General features: G+C 35.6%; 25 protein-coding genes. 21 read left to right on the forward strand and 4 right to left on the reverse strand.

The annotated features are described in order from the left end of the window. Positions 1-141 precede the first annotated feature (141 nt). On the forward strand, positions 142-888 hold the full coding sequence (locus DG508_RS02655) for a rhomboid family intramembrane serine protease (protein ID WP_108866662.1): 747 nt from the start codon (positions 142-144) through the stop codon (positions 886-888). Between the two features lie 8 nt (positions 889-896). Here DG508_RS02655 and rlmB read toward each other — a convergent pair whose 3' ends face one another. From rlmB to DG508_RS02675, 4 genes are all read right to left on the reverse strand, one after another. Continuing rightward, positions 897-1,631: a 23S rRNA (guanosine(2251)-2'-O)-methyltransferase RlmB gene (gene rlmB, locus DG508_RS02660; RefSeq protein WP_108866663.1), complete on the reverse strand. Its 735-nt coding sequence runs from the start codon at positions 1,629-1,631 to the stop codon at positions 897-899. A 112-nt stretch (positions 1,632-1,743) separates the two neighbouring features. Then, the gene (locus tag DG508_RS02665) at positions 1,744-2,958 is read right to left on the reverse strand and encodes a hypothetical protein (protein ID WP_159090623.1); all 1,215 of its coding nucleotides are present in this window, start codon (positions 2,956-2,958) and stop codon (positions 1,744-1,746) included. A gap of 75 nt (positions 2,959-3,033) precedes the next feature. Then, on the reverse strand, positions 3,034-4,422 hold the full coding sequence (locus DG508_RS02670; RefSeq protein WP_108866665.1) for a SusD/RagB family nutrient-binding outer membrane lipoprotein: 1,389 nt from the start codon (positions 4,420-4,422) through the stop codon (positions 3,034-3,036). A gap of 10 nt (positions 4,423-4,432) precedes the next feature. Further along, positions 4,433-7,597, reverse strand: a complete 3,165-nt coding sequence (locus DG508_RS02675; RefSeq protein ID WP_108866666.1) for a SusC/RagA family TonB-linked outer membrane protein — start codon at positions 7,595-7,597, stop codon at positions 4,433-4,435. A gap of 611 nt (positions 7,598-8,208) precedes the next feature. Between DG508_RS02675 and rpsL the strand changes: the two genes are divergently transcribed. The 20 genes from rpsL to rplF all read left to right on the forward strand — a co-directional run bounded on the left by rpsL (position 8,209) and on the right by rplF (position 19,011). Beyond that, on the forward strand, positions 8,209-8,583 hold the full coding sequence (gene rpsL / locus DG508_RS02680) for a 30S ribosomal protein S12 (protein WP_024770883.1): 375 nt from the start codon (positions 8,209-8,211) through the stop codon (positions 8,581-8,583). A gap of 24 nt (positions 8,584-8,607) precedes the next feature. Next, positions 8,608-9,084 (forward strand): 30S ribosomal protein S7, encoded by a 477-nt coding sequence (rpsG, locus tag DG508_RS02685; RefSeq protein WP_108866667.1) that lies wholly within the window; start codon positions 8,608-8,610, stop codon positions 9,082-9,084. Positions 9,085-9,094: 10 nt separating this feature from the next. Further along, positions 9,095-11,221 carry an elongation factor G gene (fusA, locus tag DG508_RS02690; protein ID WP_108866668.1) on the forward strand — a complete coding sequence of 709 codons (2,127 nt, stop codon included), beginning with the start codon at positions 9,095-9,097 and terminating at the stop codon, positions 11,219-11,221. Between the two features lie 11 nt (positions 11,222-11,232). Then, entirely contained in the window at positions 11,233-11,538 is a 306-nt protein-coding gene (rpsJ, locus tag DG508_RS02695) for a 30S ribosomal protein S10 (protein ID WP_010181931.1), read from the forward strand. A gap of 187 nt (positions 11,539-11,725) precedes the next feature. After that, positions 11,726-12,343, forward strand: a complete 618-nt coding sequence (gene rplC / locus DG508_RS02700; RefSeq protein WP_108866669.1) for a 50S ribosomal protein L3 — start codon at positions 11,726-11,728, stop codon at positions 12,341-12,343. Beyond that, complete coding sequence (gene rplD / locus DG508_RS02705; RefSeq protein WP_108866670.1) at positions 12,343-12,972, forward strand: 50S ribosomal protein L4; 630 nt, start codon at positions 12,343-12,345, stop codon at positions 12,970-12,972. The genes rplC and rplD overlap by 1 nt, the downstream gene beginning before the upstream one ends. 5 nt (positions 12,973-12,977) lie before the next feature. Beyond that, positions 12,978-13,268, forward strand: a complete 291-nt coding sequence (rplW, locus tag DG508_RS02710) for a 50S ribosomal protein L23 (RefSeq protein ID WP_108866671.1) — start codon at positions 12,978-12,980, stop codon at positions 13,266-13,268. 9 nt (positions 13,269-13,277) lie between these two features. After that, a complete protein-coding gene (gene rplB, locus DG508_RS02715) occupies positions 13,278-14,102 on the forward strand; it encodes a 50S ribosomal protein L2 (RefSeq protein WP_103863685.1) in 825 nt (274 codons plus the stop codon). A 6-nt stretch (positions 14,103-14,108) separates the two neighbouring features. Then, complete coding sequence (gene rpsS, locus DG508_RS02720; RefSeq protein ID WP_019386271.1) at positions 14,109-14,387, forward strand: 30S ribosomal protein S19; 279 nt, start codon at positions 14,109-14,111, stop codon at positions 14,385-14,387. An 8-nt stretch (positions 14,388-14,395) separates the two neighbouring features. Continuing rightward, on the forward strand, positions 14,396-14,803 hold the full coding sequence (rplV, locus tag DG508_RS02725; RefSeq protein ID WP_103863686.1) for a 50S ribosomal protein L22: 408 nt from the start codon (positions 14,396-14,398) through the stop codon (positions 14,801-14,803). A gap of 8 nt (positions 14,804-14,811) precedes the next feature. Then, entirely contained in the window at positions 14,812-15,540 is a 729-nt protein-coding gene (gene rpsC / locus DG508_RS02730; RefSeq protein WP_103863687.1) for a 30S ribosomal protein S3, read from the forward strand. A gap of 20 nt (positions 15,541-15,560) precedes the next feature. Continuing rightward, positions 15,561-15,980 (forward strand): 50S ribosomal protein L16, encoded by a 420-nt coding sequence (rplP, locus tag DG508_RS02735; protein ID WP_108866672.1) that lies wholly within the window; start codon positions 15,561-15,563, stop codon positions 15,978-15,980. A gap of 13 nt (positions 15,981-15,993) precedes the next feature. After that, positions 15,994-16,188: a 50S ribosomal protein L29 gene (gene rpmC / locus DG508_RS02740; protein ID WP_108866673.1), complete on the forward strand. Its 195-nt coding sequence runs from the start codon at positions 15,994-15,996 to the stop codon at positions 16,186-16,188. A 12-nt stretch (positions 16,189-16,200) separates the two neighbouring features. Beyond that, positions 16,201-16,458, forward strand: coding sequence for a 30S ribosomal protein S17 (gene rpsQ / locus DG508_RS02745; RefSeq protein ID WP_034243856.1), 258 nt, complete (start codon positions 16,201-16,203; stop codon positions 16,456-16,458). A gap of 2 nt (positions 16,459-16,460) precedes the next feature. Continuing rightward, entirely contained in the window at positions 16,461-16,829 is a 369-nt protein-coding gene (gene rplN, locus DG508_RS02750) for a 50S ribosomal protein L14 (protein ID WP_025741865.1), read from the forward strand. Between the two features lie 14 nt (positions 16,830-16,843). After that, positions 16,844-17,155 (forward strand): 50S ribosomal protein L24, encoded by a 312-nt coding sequence (gene rplX / locus DG508_RS02755; protein WP_108866674.1) that lies wholly within the window; start codon positions 16,844-16,846, stop codon positions 17,153-17,155. Positions 17,156-17,157: 2 nt separating this feature from the next. Beyond that, positions 17,158-17,709: a 50S ribosomal protein L5 gene (gene rplE / locus DG508_RS02760; RefSeq protein ID WP_108866675.1), complete on the forward strand. Its 552-nt coding sequence runs from the start codon at positions 17,158-17,160 to the stop codon at positions 17,707-17,709. Positions 17,710-17,711: 2 nt separating this feature from the next. Beyond that, a complete protein-coding gene (gene rpsN, locus DG508_RS02765) occupies positions 17,712-17,981 on the forward strand; it encodes a 30S ribosomal protein S14 (RefSeq protein ID WP_108866676.1) in 270 nt (89 codons plus the stop codon). A 68-nt stretch (positions 17,982-18,049) separates the two neighbouring features. Further along, positions 18,050-18,448, forward strand: a complete 399-nt coding sequence (gene rpsH, locus DG508_RS02770) for a 30S ribosomal protein S8 (protein WP_108866677.1) — start codon at positions 18,050-18,052, stop codon at positions 18,446-18,448. 20 nt (positions 18,449-18,468) lie between these two features. Continuing rightward, complete coding sequence (rplF, locus tag DG508_RS02775) at positions 18,469-19,011, forward strand: 50S ribosomal protein L6 (RefSeq protein ID WP_103863693.1); 543 nt, start codon at positions 18,469-18,471, stop codon at positions 19,009-19,011. Positions 19,012-19,019: the final 8 nt, after the last annotated feature.

Below are 19,019 nucleotides of genomic sequence, written 5' to 3' on the forward strand. Positions count from 1 at the left end.
AATAAATCAATCATAAAAGAAGTTATTATGAGTGTATAGTTACGACTATTAGTTTTAAAGATCCAGTTTATAAATGATAACAACCTGTCATTTTAGCTGAACTTTATATTTTGGACTTTTTTTTGATATGATTTTGATGTTATGCAAGAAGAAAATACTCATTTTGAATTTAGTACAGGTGTAGTAGGATACCCATTATTATTCGTTTTATTAATTTGGGTAGTCTTTTGGTTTGAGATTAGATTTGGTGTTGATTTTAATAGTTTTGGGGTATATCCAAGAACAGTGGTGGGGATGAGAGGTATTATTTTGTCTCCTTTTATTCATTCAGATATAACACATTTATGGCATAATACATTGCCACTTTTAATATTATCAGCTGCATTATTCTTTTTTTATCAAAAGAATGCATGGAAAGTTATTTTGATAGGTTTTGTTATGACAGGTTTTTTAACCTGGTTGTTGGGGAGACCTGCAAATCATATAGGAGCTAGTGGTATCATTTATATGCTATTTGGATTTCTTTTTTTTAAAGGGATATTGGCTAAGCACTTTCGGTTGATAGCATTGTCTTTTGTAGTAGTGTTTGTGTATGGTAGTATGGTTATGTATGTACTGCCAATTGATCCTAAGATTTCTTGGGAAGGACACTTATCGGGACTTATATCTGGTATCGTATTAGCCTTTGTGATTAAAAAAGGAGTGGTTCAACCTGAGCGATACACATGGGAATCTGAAAATTATAACCCTGAAGATGATGAGTTTTTAAAACACTTTGATGAGAATGGTAATTTTATTGAAAACGTCACGCAAGAAAATCCAGAGGAACAAATTACAGTAGTGTATGAATATAAACCGATAGATAAAGAAAGTAAAGATAATGAGTAGTCAAAAAACTACTGTCTTTGCCTTGTAGTTTCATACAGGAATACGCCACAAGCAACAGACACATTTAGAGAACCAATATCGCCAAACATTGGTAGTTTTGCTTGATGATCAACTAGTTTTAGTACCGATTGGGATACGCCTTTGCCTTCACTTCCCATAATAATTGCAGTAGGGGGAGTTAGATTCGTCTCATAAATAGTACTGCTCGTCTTTTCTGTAGCTGCCACCACTTGTATGCCAGAACCTTGTAGATAAAATATAGCATCTTTGATATGATCAACTTTACAGATAGGGATTTTGTAAATGGCCCCTGCAGAAGTTTTGACTGTATCTGCACTTACTGGAGCACCCCCTTTTTTCTGAATAATAATACCATGCACTCCTGTGCATTCTGCGGTTCTTATAATAGCACCAAAATTACGAACATCGGATAGTTGGTCTAGCACCAAAAACAAAGGAGTTTCTCCTGATTCTGTAACCTTTATAACAAGATTTTCTAAATCATAGAAATCAATAGGAGAGATGTAGGCAACAGCTCCTTGGTGATTTTTTCTTGTTAAGCGATTTAATTTCTCAATAGGGACATGAGTAATGGTGATGTTTTGTTTTCTTACCAAAGTTACTAATTCCTTAGATAGATCACCTTGTAACCCTTTCTGAAGAAACAATTTGTCAATAGTTTTGCCTGCAGTAATTGCTTCTATTATTGATCTAATACCAAAAATCAAGGATTCATTTTTCATAGTTGGCAAAGATAATGTATTAGGAGTTAGTTCTAGTAGTTGATTTTATAAAAAAAAATGAGGCTATCATTTTTGATAGCCTCATTAATAATTCAAGTATATAGATTGTTGATTACTCTATAATGCTGTTTTCTTTAGCAGATAATGCAATGCTAGTAGCAGTTCCTCCATTTACAAGAGTTACGTCTCCTACTAAGATCACACCATAAATATCTTTAAGTACAGGGCTAGCTTCGGTTCCAATGTTTCTAACTAGCTTGTATACATATATCTCATCTTTAACCACTTGAGCAGTAGTAACCGCTGCTCCAGCATCAAAGTCTGCTTTTGTTTGCTCTACATCATTGTAAGCATCATATGCTGCAGCTCCTGTGATAGGAGCAGCTAGCTTAACAAATTGAATGTCTACAGTGTAACCAGTATTAGCAATTGCTTTAAATCCTTGTGTACCATCAAATTCAATATCTCCAGAAGGGGCATCATCGATAGAAGTTTCACCTGTCAATAAGCTTAGCTGATTTGTAGTAAGGTCATTACTTATAGTCCCACCAACAGCTGCGTTATGTGGTTGTGGGTCAATAGGGATAACTACTTCTGCAGTATCACTAAGTGTTCCACTAGTAACTGTAAATGTGTAGATCAACGTATCACCAACAGCAAGACCATAATCATTGATATATGCTCTGTCTTTTAAATCAATTTCTCCAGATGCTATAGCAAATTCTGAAGAGATATCTGTTTCTGCACCTGCAGAACCATTCTTCCAAGTTACTGTGATGCCATCTATAGTAGCACCTGCTGTCTTAGCAACATATTTAATAATGTTATCAGAAGCAGTATCCTTATGCTTTATAGCAGAAACTTCTTCGGTTATATTAATAACCTTATTAACAGTCAAAATTTGCTCAGCTACCGCTGGAGAAATAGAACCTCCCTCATATAAGAAATCAAGGGGGAAACTACCAGAGGAAGCTGTTGTTCCGTCTGTTTTTCCAGGGAATACAAAAGGCAATAATGAAGAAGTGTTAAAAGTTGCAACATCTCCAGACACGGTTGCATTTCCAATACTTTCGTCACTTGAAAACGGTGCGTTGTCATCTGGGTGATTTTGCCCTTTTTTAACAATAGAGATAGTAGTGATTTGAGCATCACCAGTTAAATTCAATGTTAATTCTTCATTTATATCAAATGTTGAGATTTCTGTTTCTGCAAGCCTTACAGTTGCTCCCACAGTTGTTCCAGTTGCTCCTGGATCTTCATCATCAGCACACGACACCATTGATAAAATCAATGAGGTGGCAAATATACTTTTTATTAATGTTTTCATTTATTTTATTTTTTATTACTGAGCAGTTAACACTGCATTTATTTATTTTGTTATGGATGAACTATAATTGTTTTTTTATTGAAAAACAGTAGTCTTACCATCTAATAAATGACTTCCTTGTCTAGTTATCGCTTCTTGATATGAATCAGGATTAGATACTCTTTCAGAAATAGGGTATAAGAACCTTCTAGGAATTACTCCTGATGGGTTAAGACCATTTGAACCTTCTGAGTTAGGAGTTAGATTTGGATATCCAGTTCTTTTATAATCATTCCATACTTCTATAGGAGTATTACCATACAAAGCTTTATACTTCTCAATAATTATTGCTTCGATATCAGCAGCTTCAGAACCTCCTAAAGTTATACCACTAGTGTAAACTGCTATAGATGGAGCAGAAACACCAATATATTCCATGTTAGCCTCAACTGCTGCTTTTAAGGCAGAAGTACCATCTTGACCTTTACGTTCAAGAGCTTCAGCTTCTATAAACTTTAATTCTGCATAAGTCATAAGAAGACTTGGAGATTCAAAACGACCCCAGAATAAATCTTGATTATCATTTTGATAAAATAAATCAGTAGTTCCTGATTTTACCATGTATTTACTTTTTCTTGGATCTCCATCCATAAAAGTAGAAAACTTAGGGTCAATCACCATTGTTTCTGGTCTGTCTACACCAAAAAGAGCTAATGGGTTACCGCCATTTACTGTAGCTTCAAAATTAAATTGAGCTTGGTCGGCATTGCTTGACATTGCTTTAGCTATGGCAGCTAATGCTTTGTTATGAGCATCAGTGTCTACTTTAGTACGTTGGATATAATAACGAGCTTTTAATGCATAGGCAACTTTTGCCCATTGATCATTAGTTAAGGTAACAAGACTTCCCTGAATTGGTAGTGCATCTTCAGCCTCTAAATCAACCACAGCTTCATCAAGTAATCTAAAAATTGATTCAAAAATCGATTCTTGAGTGTCATATTTAGGGAATAAGTTTTCTTCACCTTTAAATGCTTCAGTAAAAGGAGCATCACCCCAGCAATCTGTTACCATTCCTAGATTAGCTGCTAAGTATATTTTAGCAATACCTCTACTATTTACACCTTCTATGTCAGAAGTCTTTTCTATGATCTGAACACAATCCCTCATAGAACCAGTATAAATACCAGTATCCCAAAAGGCATCTGAATCACTTTCGTCTATTACATAGGTGGTATAACCAGCCTGTTGCGCATCTGCTCCTATCCATTGTTGCGTAATAATACCAGATAGACGACCTAGTCCAGCAGTAATATTTCTATGAGATTGGGTTTGCATAATTGGCATAATCGCCTTTACAGGAACTATATCTTCTGTAGGACGTGACGGATCATTATTTGTGTCGCCATATTCACATGATACTAGCATAGCTGCAGTAGCCATCATGAGAATAAAAACCTTGTTGATTTTATATGATATTTTCATTTTTTACTTTTTAAAAGTTAAGTTTAAGTGAAACAGCATAACTTCTTGTATTAGGCTGGTTGAAGTATTCTAAACCAATACCATTAGAATCTCCTGTTAAGTTGGTTTCAGGGTCAACTCCAGGATAAGCAGTGTCTACCCATAAGTTTCTTCCAGACACTGTTAATGAACCAGAAGTAATAGGAGTTCCATTTAATAATTTATCTCCAAAATTATAAGATAATGAAGCTTCTCTTAAACGTACCCATGAACCATCATATACATTATCTTCTGATACACCACCAAAACCATATTTAGTCCATCTGTTTACTCCTGTAGCATTATCTGCTAGAGCAACAGCACGAGTATTTGGTTGCCCAGTTGATTGTACAACACCATCAAATACATAATCAGTAATTTCTCTTTGATCAGCGGTTTCTTGAGAAACTCCAAAGAAATCTAAGATACCACAAGTACCACACCAGATATCTCCACCTTCTCTAATATCAAATAAGAAAGATAAAGATAAGTTTTTATAAGATACAGTGTTTCTTATACCCGCTTGCCAATCTGGGATTGGATCTCCAATTACACCTGATTGTGGATCAACAATAGGGAAACCTTTGTCATCAATTTGGATATTACCACTATCATCTCTTAACCATTTGTTACCAAAAATAGCACCATAAGATTCTCCTGGTAATACTCTAGAAGATGTAGATGTAAATCCAGCAAGGGTAAATGATTCTACTCCAGGAGCTAATTCAACTACCTCAGTAGTATATGAGGTCCAGTTTACATCAATATTCCATGAGAAATCATCTGTACGAACAGGGTTAAAGTTGGCGCCTATTTCAAAACCTTTGTTTTCAATCTTACCAACATTAGTGTTTCGCCCGTTAAATCCTGAAGATGGAGCAACGTCTACTGCAAAAACTTGCCCTGTTGTCTCTTTGGTATAGTAAGTTAAATCTAAACCTACTCTTGAATTAAAAAATTTCAATTCTCCACCAACTTCTAATTCAGTTGTTTCTTCAGGTTGAATTTGATTACTTCCAGATTCTCCATCTCTTTCTAAAGCAACAGCTCCAAATAGAGGGAAGGTGTTAGGACTACCATTTATAAAACCATCACCTCCAGCTTCACCAGCTTCAAAAAACGTTTTTGATGCATAGATAGGAGCGTCATTACCAGTTTTACCATAAGAAGCTCTTAACTTACTATAGTTTACTATGTCACTTTCATAAAGCTCACTAAGTACAAAACTTGCACCCACACTATATGATAAGAAGTCATTGCTGTCTACAGGAAGTGTAGAAGACCAGTCATTTCTAGCTCTACCCGTAACAAAGAAAGTGTCATTGTAACCAAACTTAAGTTCTCCAAAAACAGCATCTGTTTTCTTTCTGAAAATATCTACATCATTTATTTGAGTAGATGAGTTTGATACATCAAAGAATCCAGGGATAGTAAGACCATCAGCCTGTACATTTCTTCTAAGGTAATCATTAGAATAGTTTTCATATCCTAATAAACCATTGAATGTTAGTTTTTCTGAAATATCTTTATTGAATAAAGCTAAAAAGTTAGCTGTGATATCTTCGTTGAAAACAGCATCGTCAAATACACGACCTGTACGGTTAGAAGCAGAATTTAAATCAAATGCTGATTTTCTTACGTCACTATATCTGTCATAAGCATATCTACCTTGTAGTGTTAACCAATCCATTGGTCTGTACTCAAAAGAAAATCTACCTGTAAACCTATTAACATCATCAGTAGCAGGGTTTTTAGAAACAGTCCAGTATGGGTTGTCATATACACCAGCTCTATAACTTCTTTGTGAACCATCACTAAGTTCGTAAACATCAGTAACTCCAACAGCACTTCTTCCTGTTAATCCATTACCATTGTCAAAAGTTGGTGTAGTTCTTAATAAACCTAGCATAATACCAGATATATTAGAACCTCTTTGTACTCTTACACCACCTGAATTTACAAATGAACCACTTGCAGATATTTCAAATTTATCAGAAAGATCAGCAGTTATGTCAGCTCTAAAAGAGTTTTTTCCAAACTCTTCTGTTGGAGCAACTCCTGTTTGATCAAGTTTTCCAGCAGATAGATAATATCTTACACTTTCTGTTCCACCTCTTACAGATACGTTCAGATCAGTTAATAAACCTTTTACAAAGAAATCATAATGATCATATGTTTCGGCAGCTCTTCCATTACCATCTCCAGTAGGAACAAGTGCACCAAATCTGTGGAAAGGATAGCTAGAATCTCCATCATACTCTAAAGTAGAAACTCTAGGTCCCCAACTAGGGCCGTTAAAAGATTCAGGTCCTCTATATACTCCATTTGCACCTTGCGCAAATTCTCTTTGAAGTTCTGGGACTTGTGTTATTTCACTCATCTGAACAGTAGAACTAACCGATACAGTTGGAGCTCCTGTTTTACCTTTCTTAGTAGTAATGATTACAACACCATTTGCAGCTCTTAGACCATAAAGGGTTTGTGCAGCAATACCTTTAAGTATAGATATGCTTGCAATATCATTTTGGTTAATATCAATAGCTCTATTTGATTGGTCAACACCATTTGTTGCATTACCAACACTAGAGTTATCAATAGGAACACCATCAACAATGAAAAGAGGAGAGTTACTTCTTGTGATAGAAGTATTTCCTCGAATTCTGATGTTTGCAGATGCACCAACAGAACCAGAAGAACTAACTACAGAAACCCCTGGGGCTTTTGCTGTAAGAGAGCTTACAAGGTTTACTTCTCCTGAGTTTTCAATTTCATCATCTGCCACTGTTGCGATAGCGTAACTTAGGGATTTTGGTTTTGCCTTTATCCCTTGTGCAGTAACGACAACTTCTTCCAATTCAGAAGCTGAAGCTGCTAATCGAATGTTTATTGAGGTGTTATCCCCAATAACGACATCTTTTGTCTCAAAACCAACATAACTAAATGATAATACAGCTCCTCTGTTCGCAGTAAGAGTATAGTTACCATCAAAATCGGTTTGAGTTCCGTTTGCTGTAGATTTTACAACAACATTAACTCCAGGAAGAGGTAACCCTTTATCATCGGTTACAGTTCCTGAAATCGTTTTTTCTTGTGCAAAAGTGAATTGCACAACAAACGCTAGTAGTAGCGTTAGAATTCCACTAAACTTTGTTCTCATTTTACAATTTATTTGAATTAGCCAGTTCCAAAAATCATAATAATATCTTTATAAAACAACTTTTTACCATTAAAATTTAAAATTGAAGCATAGCTCTGTGCTTAAATTATATGGTGTTAAAATATGGATTAGAGGGTTGTGTTTTTATTGCTTGAATAAAAGGTAAGTGTCAGATAGTGAATTGTTTCTTTAATGTTTCTTTTGAGATTTTTTTATCACTGATAATAGAGAGAGTTTATGATTGATTATAGCTACAAAAAAAATATTTTTTTCTTGTGAATTTTATGTTAAATTAATGAAGTGTTGTTTTTAGGTTATTGTTTTGGGGTGATTTAGTGTTTAAGTTTAGTGTCTTTGTTAGGTGGTGCATGTGTCTAAGTTTTCATGAGAAGGTAATGGTTCGAAGTTGTTTTTATTGAAATGTGTTTTAGTGTTTTTTTTGAATTTTTTATGATAAATAAATGTCTTTTGGTCTAGTTGATTTAAAGCTGTTGTTTAAATATATAAAAATTAATCTCTTAGGATTTGATTTGCTGGAAAATATTTCTACCTTTGCACCCCCTTTAAAATGGGAAAATTTAAAATTTTTAATATATAGTGTAAAGCAAATTATGCCAACAATTTCACAATTAGTAAGAAAAGGTAGAGCCAAAATAACTAAGAAGAGTAAATCGGCTGCTTTGGATTCGTGCCCGCAACGCCGCGGTGTTTGTACGCGTGTTTATACCACTACACCAAAAAAACCTAACTCAGCTATGCGTAAAGTAGCTCGTGTTAGATTAACAAATGGTAAAGAGGTAAATGCGTATATCGGTGGTGAAGGTCACAATCTCCAGGAGCACTCGATAGTATTAGTTAGAGGTGGAAGGGTAAAAGATTTACCAGGAGTTAGATATCACATTGTTCGTGGAGCCTTAGACACCGCTGGTGTTGAAGGAAGAACGCAGCGTAGATCTAAGTATGGTGCAAAACGCCCTAAGAAGTAATTAAAAAAACTTTAAGAATAAGACATGAGAAAAAGAAAGGCTAAAAAAAGACCGATTTTGCCAGATCCACGTTTTAACGATCAATTAGTGACTCGTTTTGTAAACATGATGATGTGGGATGGTAAAAAATCGACTGCTTTCAGAATATTCTATGATGCTATAGATATTGTAGAAGAGAAAAAACAAAATGAAGAGAAAACAGCTTTAGAAATGTGGAAAGACGCATTGTCTAATGTGATGCCTCACGTAGAAGTACGAAGTCGTCGTGTTGGAGGAGCTACTTTTCAGATTCCTAACCCAATCAGGCCAGATCGTAAAATATCTACTGCTATGAAGTGGTTGATTCAGTTTTCACGAAAAAGAAATGAGAAGTCCATGGCTCAAAAACTTGCTGCAGAAATTATAGCTGCAGAAAAAGAAGAAGGAGCTGCTGTTAAGAAAAGAGTAGACACTCATAAGATGGCTGAAGCAAATAAAGCATTCTCACACTTTAGATTTTAATCATTAAGAAATGGCTAGAGATTTAAAATATACTAGAAATATAGGTATTGCTGCACATATTGATGCAGGAAAAACTACAACTACAGAGCGTATTCTTTATTATACGGGAGTAAGTCATAAAATTGGAGAAGTGCATGATGGTGCTGCTACAATGGACTGGATGGAGCAAGAGCAAGAACGTGGTATTACTATTACTTCTGCTGCTACAACTTGTGAGTGGAAATTCCCAACTGAGAATGGTAAGCCTGTAGATGATACAAAAGGATATCACTTTAATATTATTGATACACCAGGTCACGTTGATTTTACTGTAGAGGTAAATCGTTCGTTGAGAGTGTTAGATGGGTTGGTTTTCTTGTTTAGTGCTGTTGATGGGGTAGAACCGCAATCAGAGACTAACTGGAGGCTTGCTGATAACTATAAAGTGCCAAGAATTGGATTTGTTAATAAAATGGACCGTCAAGGATCTAATTTTATGGCAGTATGCCAACAGGTAAAAGATATGTTAGGGTCTAATGCGGTTCCTATCGTTATGAATATAGGTGATGAAGCAGACTTTAAAGGAATTGTAGATTTAGTTAAGAATCGTGCTATAGTTTGGCATGATGAAACACAAGGGTCTACTTTTGATATTGTTGATATTCCTGAAGAACTTAAGGAAGAGGCAAAAGAACTACGTGGTAAACTTATTGAAGAGGTTGCTGCCTATGATGAGAATTTGCTTGAAAAATTCATGGAAGATGAGGATTCTATTACTGAAGAAGAAGTGCATGCTGCTCTTCGTGCTGCTGTAATGGATATGTCTATTATTCCTATGATATGTGGTTCTGCGTTTAAGAATAAAGGAGTTCAGTTTCTGTTAGATGCTGTATGTCGTTATTTACCTTCACCAACTGATAAAGATGGTATTGTAGGGATAAACCCAAATACAGATGAGGAAGAATTGCGTAAACCAGATGTGAAAGAACCGTTTTCGGCATTAGCATTTAAGATTGCAACAGATCCTTTTGTAGGAAGGTTGGCTTTCTTTAGAGCATATTCTGGTCGTTTAAATGCAGGTTCTTATATTTTGAATAACCGTTCAGGGAAAAAAGAACGTATTTCTCGTATTTATCAGATGCATTCTAATAAGCAAAATGCAATAGAATATATAGAGGCTGGTGATATTGGTGCAGCTGTTGGTTTTAAGGATATTAAAACTGGAGACACCATGACTGATGAAAAGAATCCTATTGTTTTAGAATCAATGGATTTCCCTGATCCAGTAATTGGTATTGCGGTGGAGCCAAAAACTAAAGCTGATGTAGATAAATTAGGGATGTCTTTGGCTAAATTGGCAGAAGAAGATCCAACATTTACTGTTAGAACAGATGAATCTTCTGGGCAAACTATTATATCAGGAATGGGAGAGCTTCACTTAGATATTATTGTAGATCGTTTAAGGCGTGAGTTTAAGGTAGAAGTTAATCAAGGTCAGCCACAGGTTGAGTATAAAGAAGCTATTACTGCTGTAGCAGATCACAGAGAGGTTTATAAGAAGCAATCTGGTGGTCGTGGTAAGTTCGCGGATATCGTGTTTACTATTGAGCCTGCAGATGAAGGACATGAAGGGCTTCAATTTGAATCTACAATCAAAGGAGGTAATGTACCTAAGGAATTTATACCTTCTATTGAGAAAGGATTTAAAATGGCAATGCAAAATGGTCCATTAGCTGGATACGAAGTTGATTCTGTAAAAGTAACTTTGAAAGATGGTTCTTATCACGATGTGGATTCGGATCAATTATCTTTCGAATTAGCTGCTAAATTAGGTTTTAAGAATTCAGCAAAAGCTGCTAAAGCCGTGATTATGGAGCCGATTATGAAGTTAGAAGTTATCACTCCTGAGGAAAATATGGGTGATATCGTAGGTGATCTTAATCGACGTAGAGGGCAAGTAAGTGATATGGGTGACCGTGCAGGTGCAAAGACTGTTAAGGCAACCGTTCCGCTTTCTGAAATGTTTGGATATGTAACAACATTGAGAACATTGTCATCTGGTAGAGCAACGTCTACAATGGAATTCTCTCACTATGCAGAAACTCCTTCTAATATTTCAGAAGAAGTAATTGCTGCTGCTAAAGGAGTTAACGCTTAATTATTACAGAAATGAGTCAAAAAATTAGAATAAAACTAAAATCTTACGATCATAACTTGGTAGATAAGTCTGCTGAGAAAATTGTAAAGACTGTAAAGAGTACTGGTGCTGTAGTAACTGGGCCAATTCCTTTACCAACACATAAGAAGATTTTTACTGTGCTACGTTCTCCGCACGTAAATAAGAAGTCTAGAGAGCAATTTCAATTGAGTTCTTATAAAAGGCTATTGGATATATATAGCTCGTCTTCAAAAACGATTGATGCGTTGATGAAGCTTGAGTTACCAAGTGGAGTTGAAGTGGAGATCAAAGTTTGATATGACTTTGAGGTAAGCAGTAAAACTTACGATAAAATGTCCTGCGCTGTATGCAAAGGAAAAACGGCAAAAAAATACATTCAGGGTTGAACGTGTTTTGACCCTGTTTTTTTGCAAATAAATTAAAGTGTGTTGAAAAGTTAATGTTTCAATACAGAATTAGTAAATCATTAATAAATAATTAAATATGTCTGGGTTAATAGGAAAAAAGATCGGTATGACCAGCATCTTCGATGAGAATGGAAAAAACATTCCATGTACAGTAATCGAAGCTGGACCATGCGTGGTTACCCAAGTCAGAACTAAAGAAGTTGACGGCTATGAAGCTATTCAGCTTGGTTTCGATGACAAAGCGGACAAAAATGCTACTAAAGCGGCTTTAGGTCACTTTAAGAAAGCAGGAACTGTTGCAAAACGTAAAGTTGTTGAATTCAAAAGTTTTGATGAGGAGCACAAATTAGGAGATACAGTAACAGTAGAGTATTTTGCTGAAGGAGAATTTGTTGATGTGTCAGCAACTTCAAAAGGTAAAGGTTTTCAAGGGGTTGTAAAGAGACATAACTTTGGTGGTGTGGGTCAAGCAACTCATGGTCAGCATAACCGTTTAAGAGCTCCTGGTTCTATAGGTGCTGCATCTTATCCTGCAAGAGTTTTCAAAGGAATGAAAATGGCAGGAAGAATGGGTGGAGAAAAAGTAAAAATTCAAAACTTAAGAGTATTAAAAGTAGTTCCTGAAAAGAATTTACTTGTTGTGAAAGGGTGTGTTCCTGGACATAAAAACGCTTATGTAACTATTCAGAAGTAATGAAAGTAGCGGTAATTGATATAAACGGAAAAGAAACAGGAAGAAAGGCAGACCTTTCTGAAGCTGTTTTTGGTATAGAACCAAATGATCATGCTGTGTACTTAGATGTGAAGCAATACTTGGCAAATCAACGTCAAGGAACTCACAAGGCTAAGGAGCGTGCAGAGATTACAGGTAGTACTAGAAAGATAAAAAAACAAAAAGGAACAGGTACTGCCAGAGCAGGTAGTATTAAGTCTCCTGTGTTTAAAGGTGGAGGTAGAATTTTTGGTCCTAGACCACGTAGCTACTCTTTTAAATTAAACAAGAACTTAAAAAGATTGGCTAGAAAATCTGCTTTAAGTATCAAGGCAAATGATAAGGCAATTACGGTTGTTGAAGATTTTAGTTTTGACACGATAAAGACAAAGAATTTTACAGCTATTTTGAAGTCTTTAGGGCTAGAAAACAAAAAATCTTTGTTTGTGTTGGCAGAGTCGAATAAAAATGTATATTTGTCGTCACGCAATTTGAAAAGTTCAGAAGTTATAACTAGCTCAGAATTAAGTACTTATAAAATTCTTAATGCAGGTAGTTTAGTGCTTTTGGAAAGTTCTTTGAAAGGAATTGAAACGAATTTAAGTAAATAGAAGCCATGAGTATCTTAATAAAACCTATTATTACAGAAAAGGCTACTACAGATAGTGAGGTGTTTAATCGCTATGGATTTGTAGTAGATAAAAAAGCGAATAAGGTAGAGATCAAAAAAGCAGTTGAAGCTGCTTATGGTGTATCTGTTACTAAAGTTCGAACAATAAATGTCCGCCCAGACCGTAATACTCGTTATACAAAAACAGGTATGGTTACTGGTAAAACGAATGCTTATAAGAAAGCAATTGTACAGGTGGCGGAAGGTGAAGTAATTGATTTATATAGTAATCTTTAAGACTAAAAAATGTCAGTAAGAAAATTAAAGCCAATTACCCCAGGTCAGCGTTTTAGAGTAGTGAATGGATTTGACGCCATAACTGCTGATAAGCCGGAAAAAAGCCTATTGGCTCCGAAAAAAAGATCTGGAGGTAGAAACAGTCAAGGTAAAATGACTATACGCTACAAAGGTGGTGGTCATAAAAGAAGGTATCGTATCATTGATTTCAAACGTGATAAGCAGGGGATTCCTGCTACCGTTGCTACAATAGAGTATGATCCAAACAGAACTGCGTTTATAGCGCTTTTGAACTACCAAGATGGAGAAAAGCGTTATGTTATTGCCCAAAATGGTTTGCAAGTAGGTCAGAATATCGTTTCTGGTAGTAATGTAGCTCCAGAGATAGGTAATGCAATGCCGCTTAGCGATATCCCATTGGGAACAATCATTTCTTGTATAGAATTACACCCTGGACAAGGAGCTGTTATGGCTCGTAGTGCAGGATCATTTGCTCAGCTTATGGCTAGAGATGGTAAGTTTGCTACGGTAAAGTTACCTTCTGGTGAAGTTAGGCTTGTGTTGGCTAATTGTGTAGCTACTATCGGAGCAGTATCTAATAGTGATCATCAATTGATCGTTGGAGGTAAGGCAGGTAGAACTAGATGGTTAGGTCGTCGTCCACGTACGAGACCAGTAGCAATGAACCCTGTCGATCACCCAATGGGTGGTGGTGAAGGACGTTCTTCTGGAGGTCACCCTCGTTCTAGAAAAGGTCTTCCTGCAAAAGGATTTAGAACCCGTTCTAAAACGAAAGCGAGTAATAAGTATATTGTAGAACGTAGAAAGAAATAATAAGATATGGCACGTTCATTAAAAAAAGGACCTTACGTTCACTATAAGTTAGAGAAAAAAGTAGCTGCAAATGTAGAAGCTAATAAGAAGTCTGTTATCAAGACTTGGTCTAGAGCATCTATGATTACTCCTGACTTTGTAGGGCAAACAATTGCAGTTCATAATGGTCGCCAGTTTGTACCGGTATATGTTACCGAGAACATGGTAGGTCATAAATTAGGAGAATTTTCGCCAACACGTTCTTTTAGAGGACATGCAGGTGCTAAAAATAAAGGTAAAAAATAATTTAAGTCATGGGAGTTCGTAAAAGAGAAATGGCAGATAGAATTAAGGAGGAGAAAAAGCAGATCGCTTTTGCTAAACTTAATAACTGCCCTACGTCACCTCGAAAAATGCGTTTAGTTGCGGATTTAGTACGTGGTGAAAAAGTTGAAAAAGCGCTTCAGATTCTTAGATTTAGCCCTAAAGAAGCATCTCGTCGTTTAGAAAAACTATTGCTTTCTGCAATAGCTAACTGGCAGGCGAAAAATGAAGACGCTAGCATCGAAGATGCTGATCTTTTTGTAAAAGAGATCCGTGTTGATGGAGGAAGTATGTTAAAAAGACTTCGTCCAGCTCCACAAGGTCGCGCACACAGAATAAGAAAACGCTCTAACCACGTTACAATAGTGGTTGCAGCAAACAATAATACACAAAGCTAATATAAACTATGGGACAGAAGACAAATCCAATCGGAAATCGCCTTGGTATCATCAGAGGTTGGGAATCCAACTGGTATGGAGGTAATGACTACGGTGATAAACTTGCCGAAGACGATAAGATTAGAAAGTATGTACACGCACGTTTATCAAAAGCTAGTGTATCAAGAGTGATTATTGAGCGTACGCTTAAACTTGTAACCGTTACTATCACTACTGCTAGACCTGGTATCATTATCGGAAAAGGCGGTCAAGAGGTAGACAAGTTGAAAGAAGAGCTTAAGAAGATTACTGAAAAAGAAGTACAGATCAATATTTTTGAAATCAAGAGACCTGAATTAGATGCATTTTTGGTTGGTTCTAGTGTAGCTAGACAGATCGAAAGTCGTATTTCATATCGTCGTGCTATCAAAATGGCTATTGCAGCAGCGATTAGAATGAATGCAGAAGGAATCAAGATTCAAATTTCAGGACGTTTGAACGGGGCAGAAATGGCACGTACAGAGTCTTACAAAGAAGGTCGTATTCCTTTATCAACATTTAGAGCTGACATAGATTATGCTTTGGTAGAAGCACACACTACTTATGGTAGATTGGGTGTGAAAGTATGGATCATGAAAGGCGAAGTATATGGTAAAAGAGAACTTTCTCCTTTAGTTGGTTTATCCAAAAAACAAGGAAAAGGTGACAGAGGTGGACGTGGTGGTTCAGGAAACAATAAATCACGTCGTAGAAAGTAATTTTTTAAAGTAAATTAACAATGTTACAGCCTAAAAGAACAAAATTCCGTAAACAACAAAAAGGACGTATGAAAGGTCTTTCTCAAAGAGGACATACACTTTCTAACGGTACTTTCGGAATCAAATCATTAGATTCAAGTTTTATTACAGCTAGACAAATAGAAGCAGCTCGTATTTCAGCTACTCGTTATATGAAGAGAGAAGGATCTCTGTGGATTAAAATATTCCCAGATAAGCCTATTACAAAAAAGCCTCTCGAAGTACGTATGGGTAAAGGAAAAGGTGCTGTTGAGTATTGGGCAGCAGTAGTAAAACCAGGAAGAATATTATTCGAAATAAGTGGAGTGCCTTATGATGTTGCTAAAGAAGCATTACGTCTGGCAGCTCAAAAACTTCCTGTAAAAACTAAGTTTATCGTAGCTAGAGATTATCAAGCTTAATATTTGAGAGATTATGAAACAATCAGAAGTAAAAGAATTATCTACAGCTGAATTACAAGAGGAACTTGGTAAATCTCAAAAAGAGTATTCAGATTTAAGAATGGCTCACGCTATGTCTCCATTAGAGAATCCTTTACAATTGCGTAAAGTAAGAAGATCTATAGCGAGAATGGCTACAGAGCTAACAAAAAGAGAATTAAACGGTTAATTCTGCTGAAAGATGGAAAAAAGAAATTTAAGAAAAGAACGTATAGGAGTTGTTACTAGTAACAAAATGCAGAAATCAATTGTGGTTTCTGAAGTTAAAAAAGTAAAACACCCGATGTACGGAAAGTTCGTGTTAAAAACGAAAAAATACGTTGCACACGACGAGAAAAACGATTGCAATATTGGTGATACTGTAAAGATCATGGAAACAAGACCTATGAGTAAAACCAAATGCTGGAGATTAGTAGAAGTAATTGAAAGAGCTAAGTAATTATGGTACAACAAGAGTCTAGATTAAAAGTAGCCGATAACACAGGTGGAAAAGAAGTTTTAGTCATTCGTGTTTTAGGCGGTACAAAAAGAAGATACGCCTCTGTAGGAGACAAAATAGTTGTCAGTGTAAAAGAAGCAACTCCAAATGGAAACATTAAAAAAGGAGCCGTTTCTACTGCAGTTGTAGTTCGTACCAAAAAAGAAGTGCGTAGACCTGACGGTTCTTACATTCGTTTCGATGACAATGCATGTGTTCTTTTGAACCCTACAGGAGAAATGAGAGGAACCCGTGTTTTTGGTCCAGTTGCAAGAGAACTTCGTGATAAGCAATTCATGAAGATTGTTTCACTAGCGCCAGAAGTGCTTTAATAATAGTTGTGAAAATGACAAAGCTAAAAATAAAATCAGGAGATACAGTAAGAGTTATCGCTGGAGACAATAAAGGTCAAGAAGGGGTAGTTCAAAAAGTATTGAAAGATAAAAATAAGGCGATTGTAGAAGGTATCAATTTAGTATCTAAACACAAAAAGCCTAGTGCAGCAAACCCACAAGGAGGTATTGTAAAGCAAGAAGCTCCTATTCATATTTCTAACCTATCGTTGTTAACTTCAAAAGGAGAAACTACTAGAGTTGGATATAGAGTAGAAGGAGATAAGAAAGTAAGATTTTCTAAAAAATCTAATGAAGTAATATAGTTATGGCTTATATCCCAAGATTAAAACAAGAGTATAAAGACAAAGTAGTGTCAACTCTTACAGAAGAATTCAGCTATGATAATGTAATGCAAGTGCCTAAACTTAAGAAAATAGTTTTAAGTAGAGGTGTAGGAGCAGCAGTAGCTGATAAAAAGTTAATTGACTACGCGGTAGATGAATTGACAACAATCACTGGTCAGAAAGCTATAGCTACGATTTCTAAAAAAGACGTTGCAACTTTTAAATTACGTAAAGGAATGCCAATAGGTGCAAAAGTTACGTTAAGAGGAGAAAGAATGTATGAATTTTTAGATCGTTTAATTACTTCTGCATTACCACGTGTTAGAGATTTTAGTGGAATTAAAGCTACAGGATTTGATGGTAGAGGTAATTACTCTTTAGGAATTACTGAACAAATAATTTTTCCAGAAATTGATATTGATAAAGTAAATAAAATTTCAGGAATGAATATTACATTTGAAACTTCAGCTAAGACTGATAAAGAAGCAAAATCATTGTTAACCGAACTAGGATTACCTTTTAAAAAGAATTAATTATGGCTAAAGAATCAATGAAAGCCCGTGAGGTGAAAAGAGCTAAAACTGTAGAAAAATATGCTGAAAAACGAAAAGCTTTAAAAGAAGCTGGAGATTATGAAGCTTTACAGAAATTGCCAAAAAACGCATCACCAGTTCGTAAGCATAATAGATGTAAGTTAACAGGGAGACCAAAAGGATATATGCGTCAGTTTGGAATTTCTCGTGTTACATTTAGAGAAATGGCTAATAAAGGGCTAATACCTGGAGTAACAAAAGCTAGTTGGTAATAATAAAGTAAATTAATTGATATAAGGTTCGGACTATTTTCGAAAACCAATATCATAAATTATAGATAATGAATACAGATCCTATAGCAGATTATTTAACCAGAATACGTAATGCAAATAGTGCTCAACACAGAGTTGTTGAGATACCAGCATCAAAGGTTAAAAAAGAGATCACTAAAATATTATTCGATCAAGGATATATTTTAAGTTATAAATTTGAAGATAATACAACACAAGGTAGTATCAAAATAGCACTTAAATACGATAAGATAACCAAAGAACCGGTTATTAAAGAATTGCAGAGAATCAGTAAGCCAGGTTTACGTAAGTATGCTGGATCTTCTGAAATTCCTAGAATTCTTAACGGATTAGGAATTGCAATAGTATCTACTTCTCATGGAGTAATGACTGGTAAAAAAGCTAGGCAAGAGAATGTAGGTGGTGAAGTACTTTGTTACGTATATTAACAGTATAAAAGACAAAAGAAATGTCAAGAATAGGAAAAAATCCAGTAACTATTCCGTCTGGTGTCACTGTAGAAGTGAAAGGTAATGTTGTTACTGTTAAAGGAAAATTAGGAGAACTTTCTCAAGAGATCGATAGTATCGAAGTGAAAGTAGAAGAAAGCCAAGTAGTTTTAGAAAGGCCTAGTGAAGTTAAAGATCATAAAGCGAAGCACGGATTGTATAGAGCTTTGATCAATAATATGATTATAGGTGTTTCTGAAGGTTTTACCAAAGAATTAGAATTGGTAGGAGTAGGTTATAGAGCTTCTAATCAAGGTCAAAAACTAGATTTGGCCTTAGGATTCTCTCATAACATAGTATTAGACTTAGCTCCAGAAGTGAAAGTTGAAACTATTTCAGAAAAAGGTAAAAACCCTATCGTAAAATTAAGTTCTCATGATAAGCAATTGGTTGGTCAGATAGCTGCTAAAATTAGAAGCTTCCGTAAGCCAGAGCCTTATAAAGGGAAAGGAATCAAATTCGTAGGAGAACAATTAAGAAGAAAAGCAGGTAAATCTGCATAATACGTACG

The sequence above is a fragment of the Aquimarina aquimarini genome, assembly GCF_900299535.1.
Taxonomy (GTDB): domain Bacteria; phylum Bacteroidota; class Bacteroidia; order Flavobacteriales; family Flavobacteriaceae; genus Aquimarina; species Aquimarina aquimarini.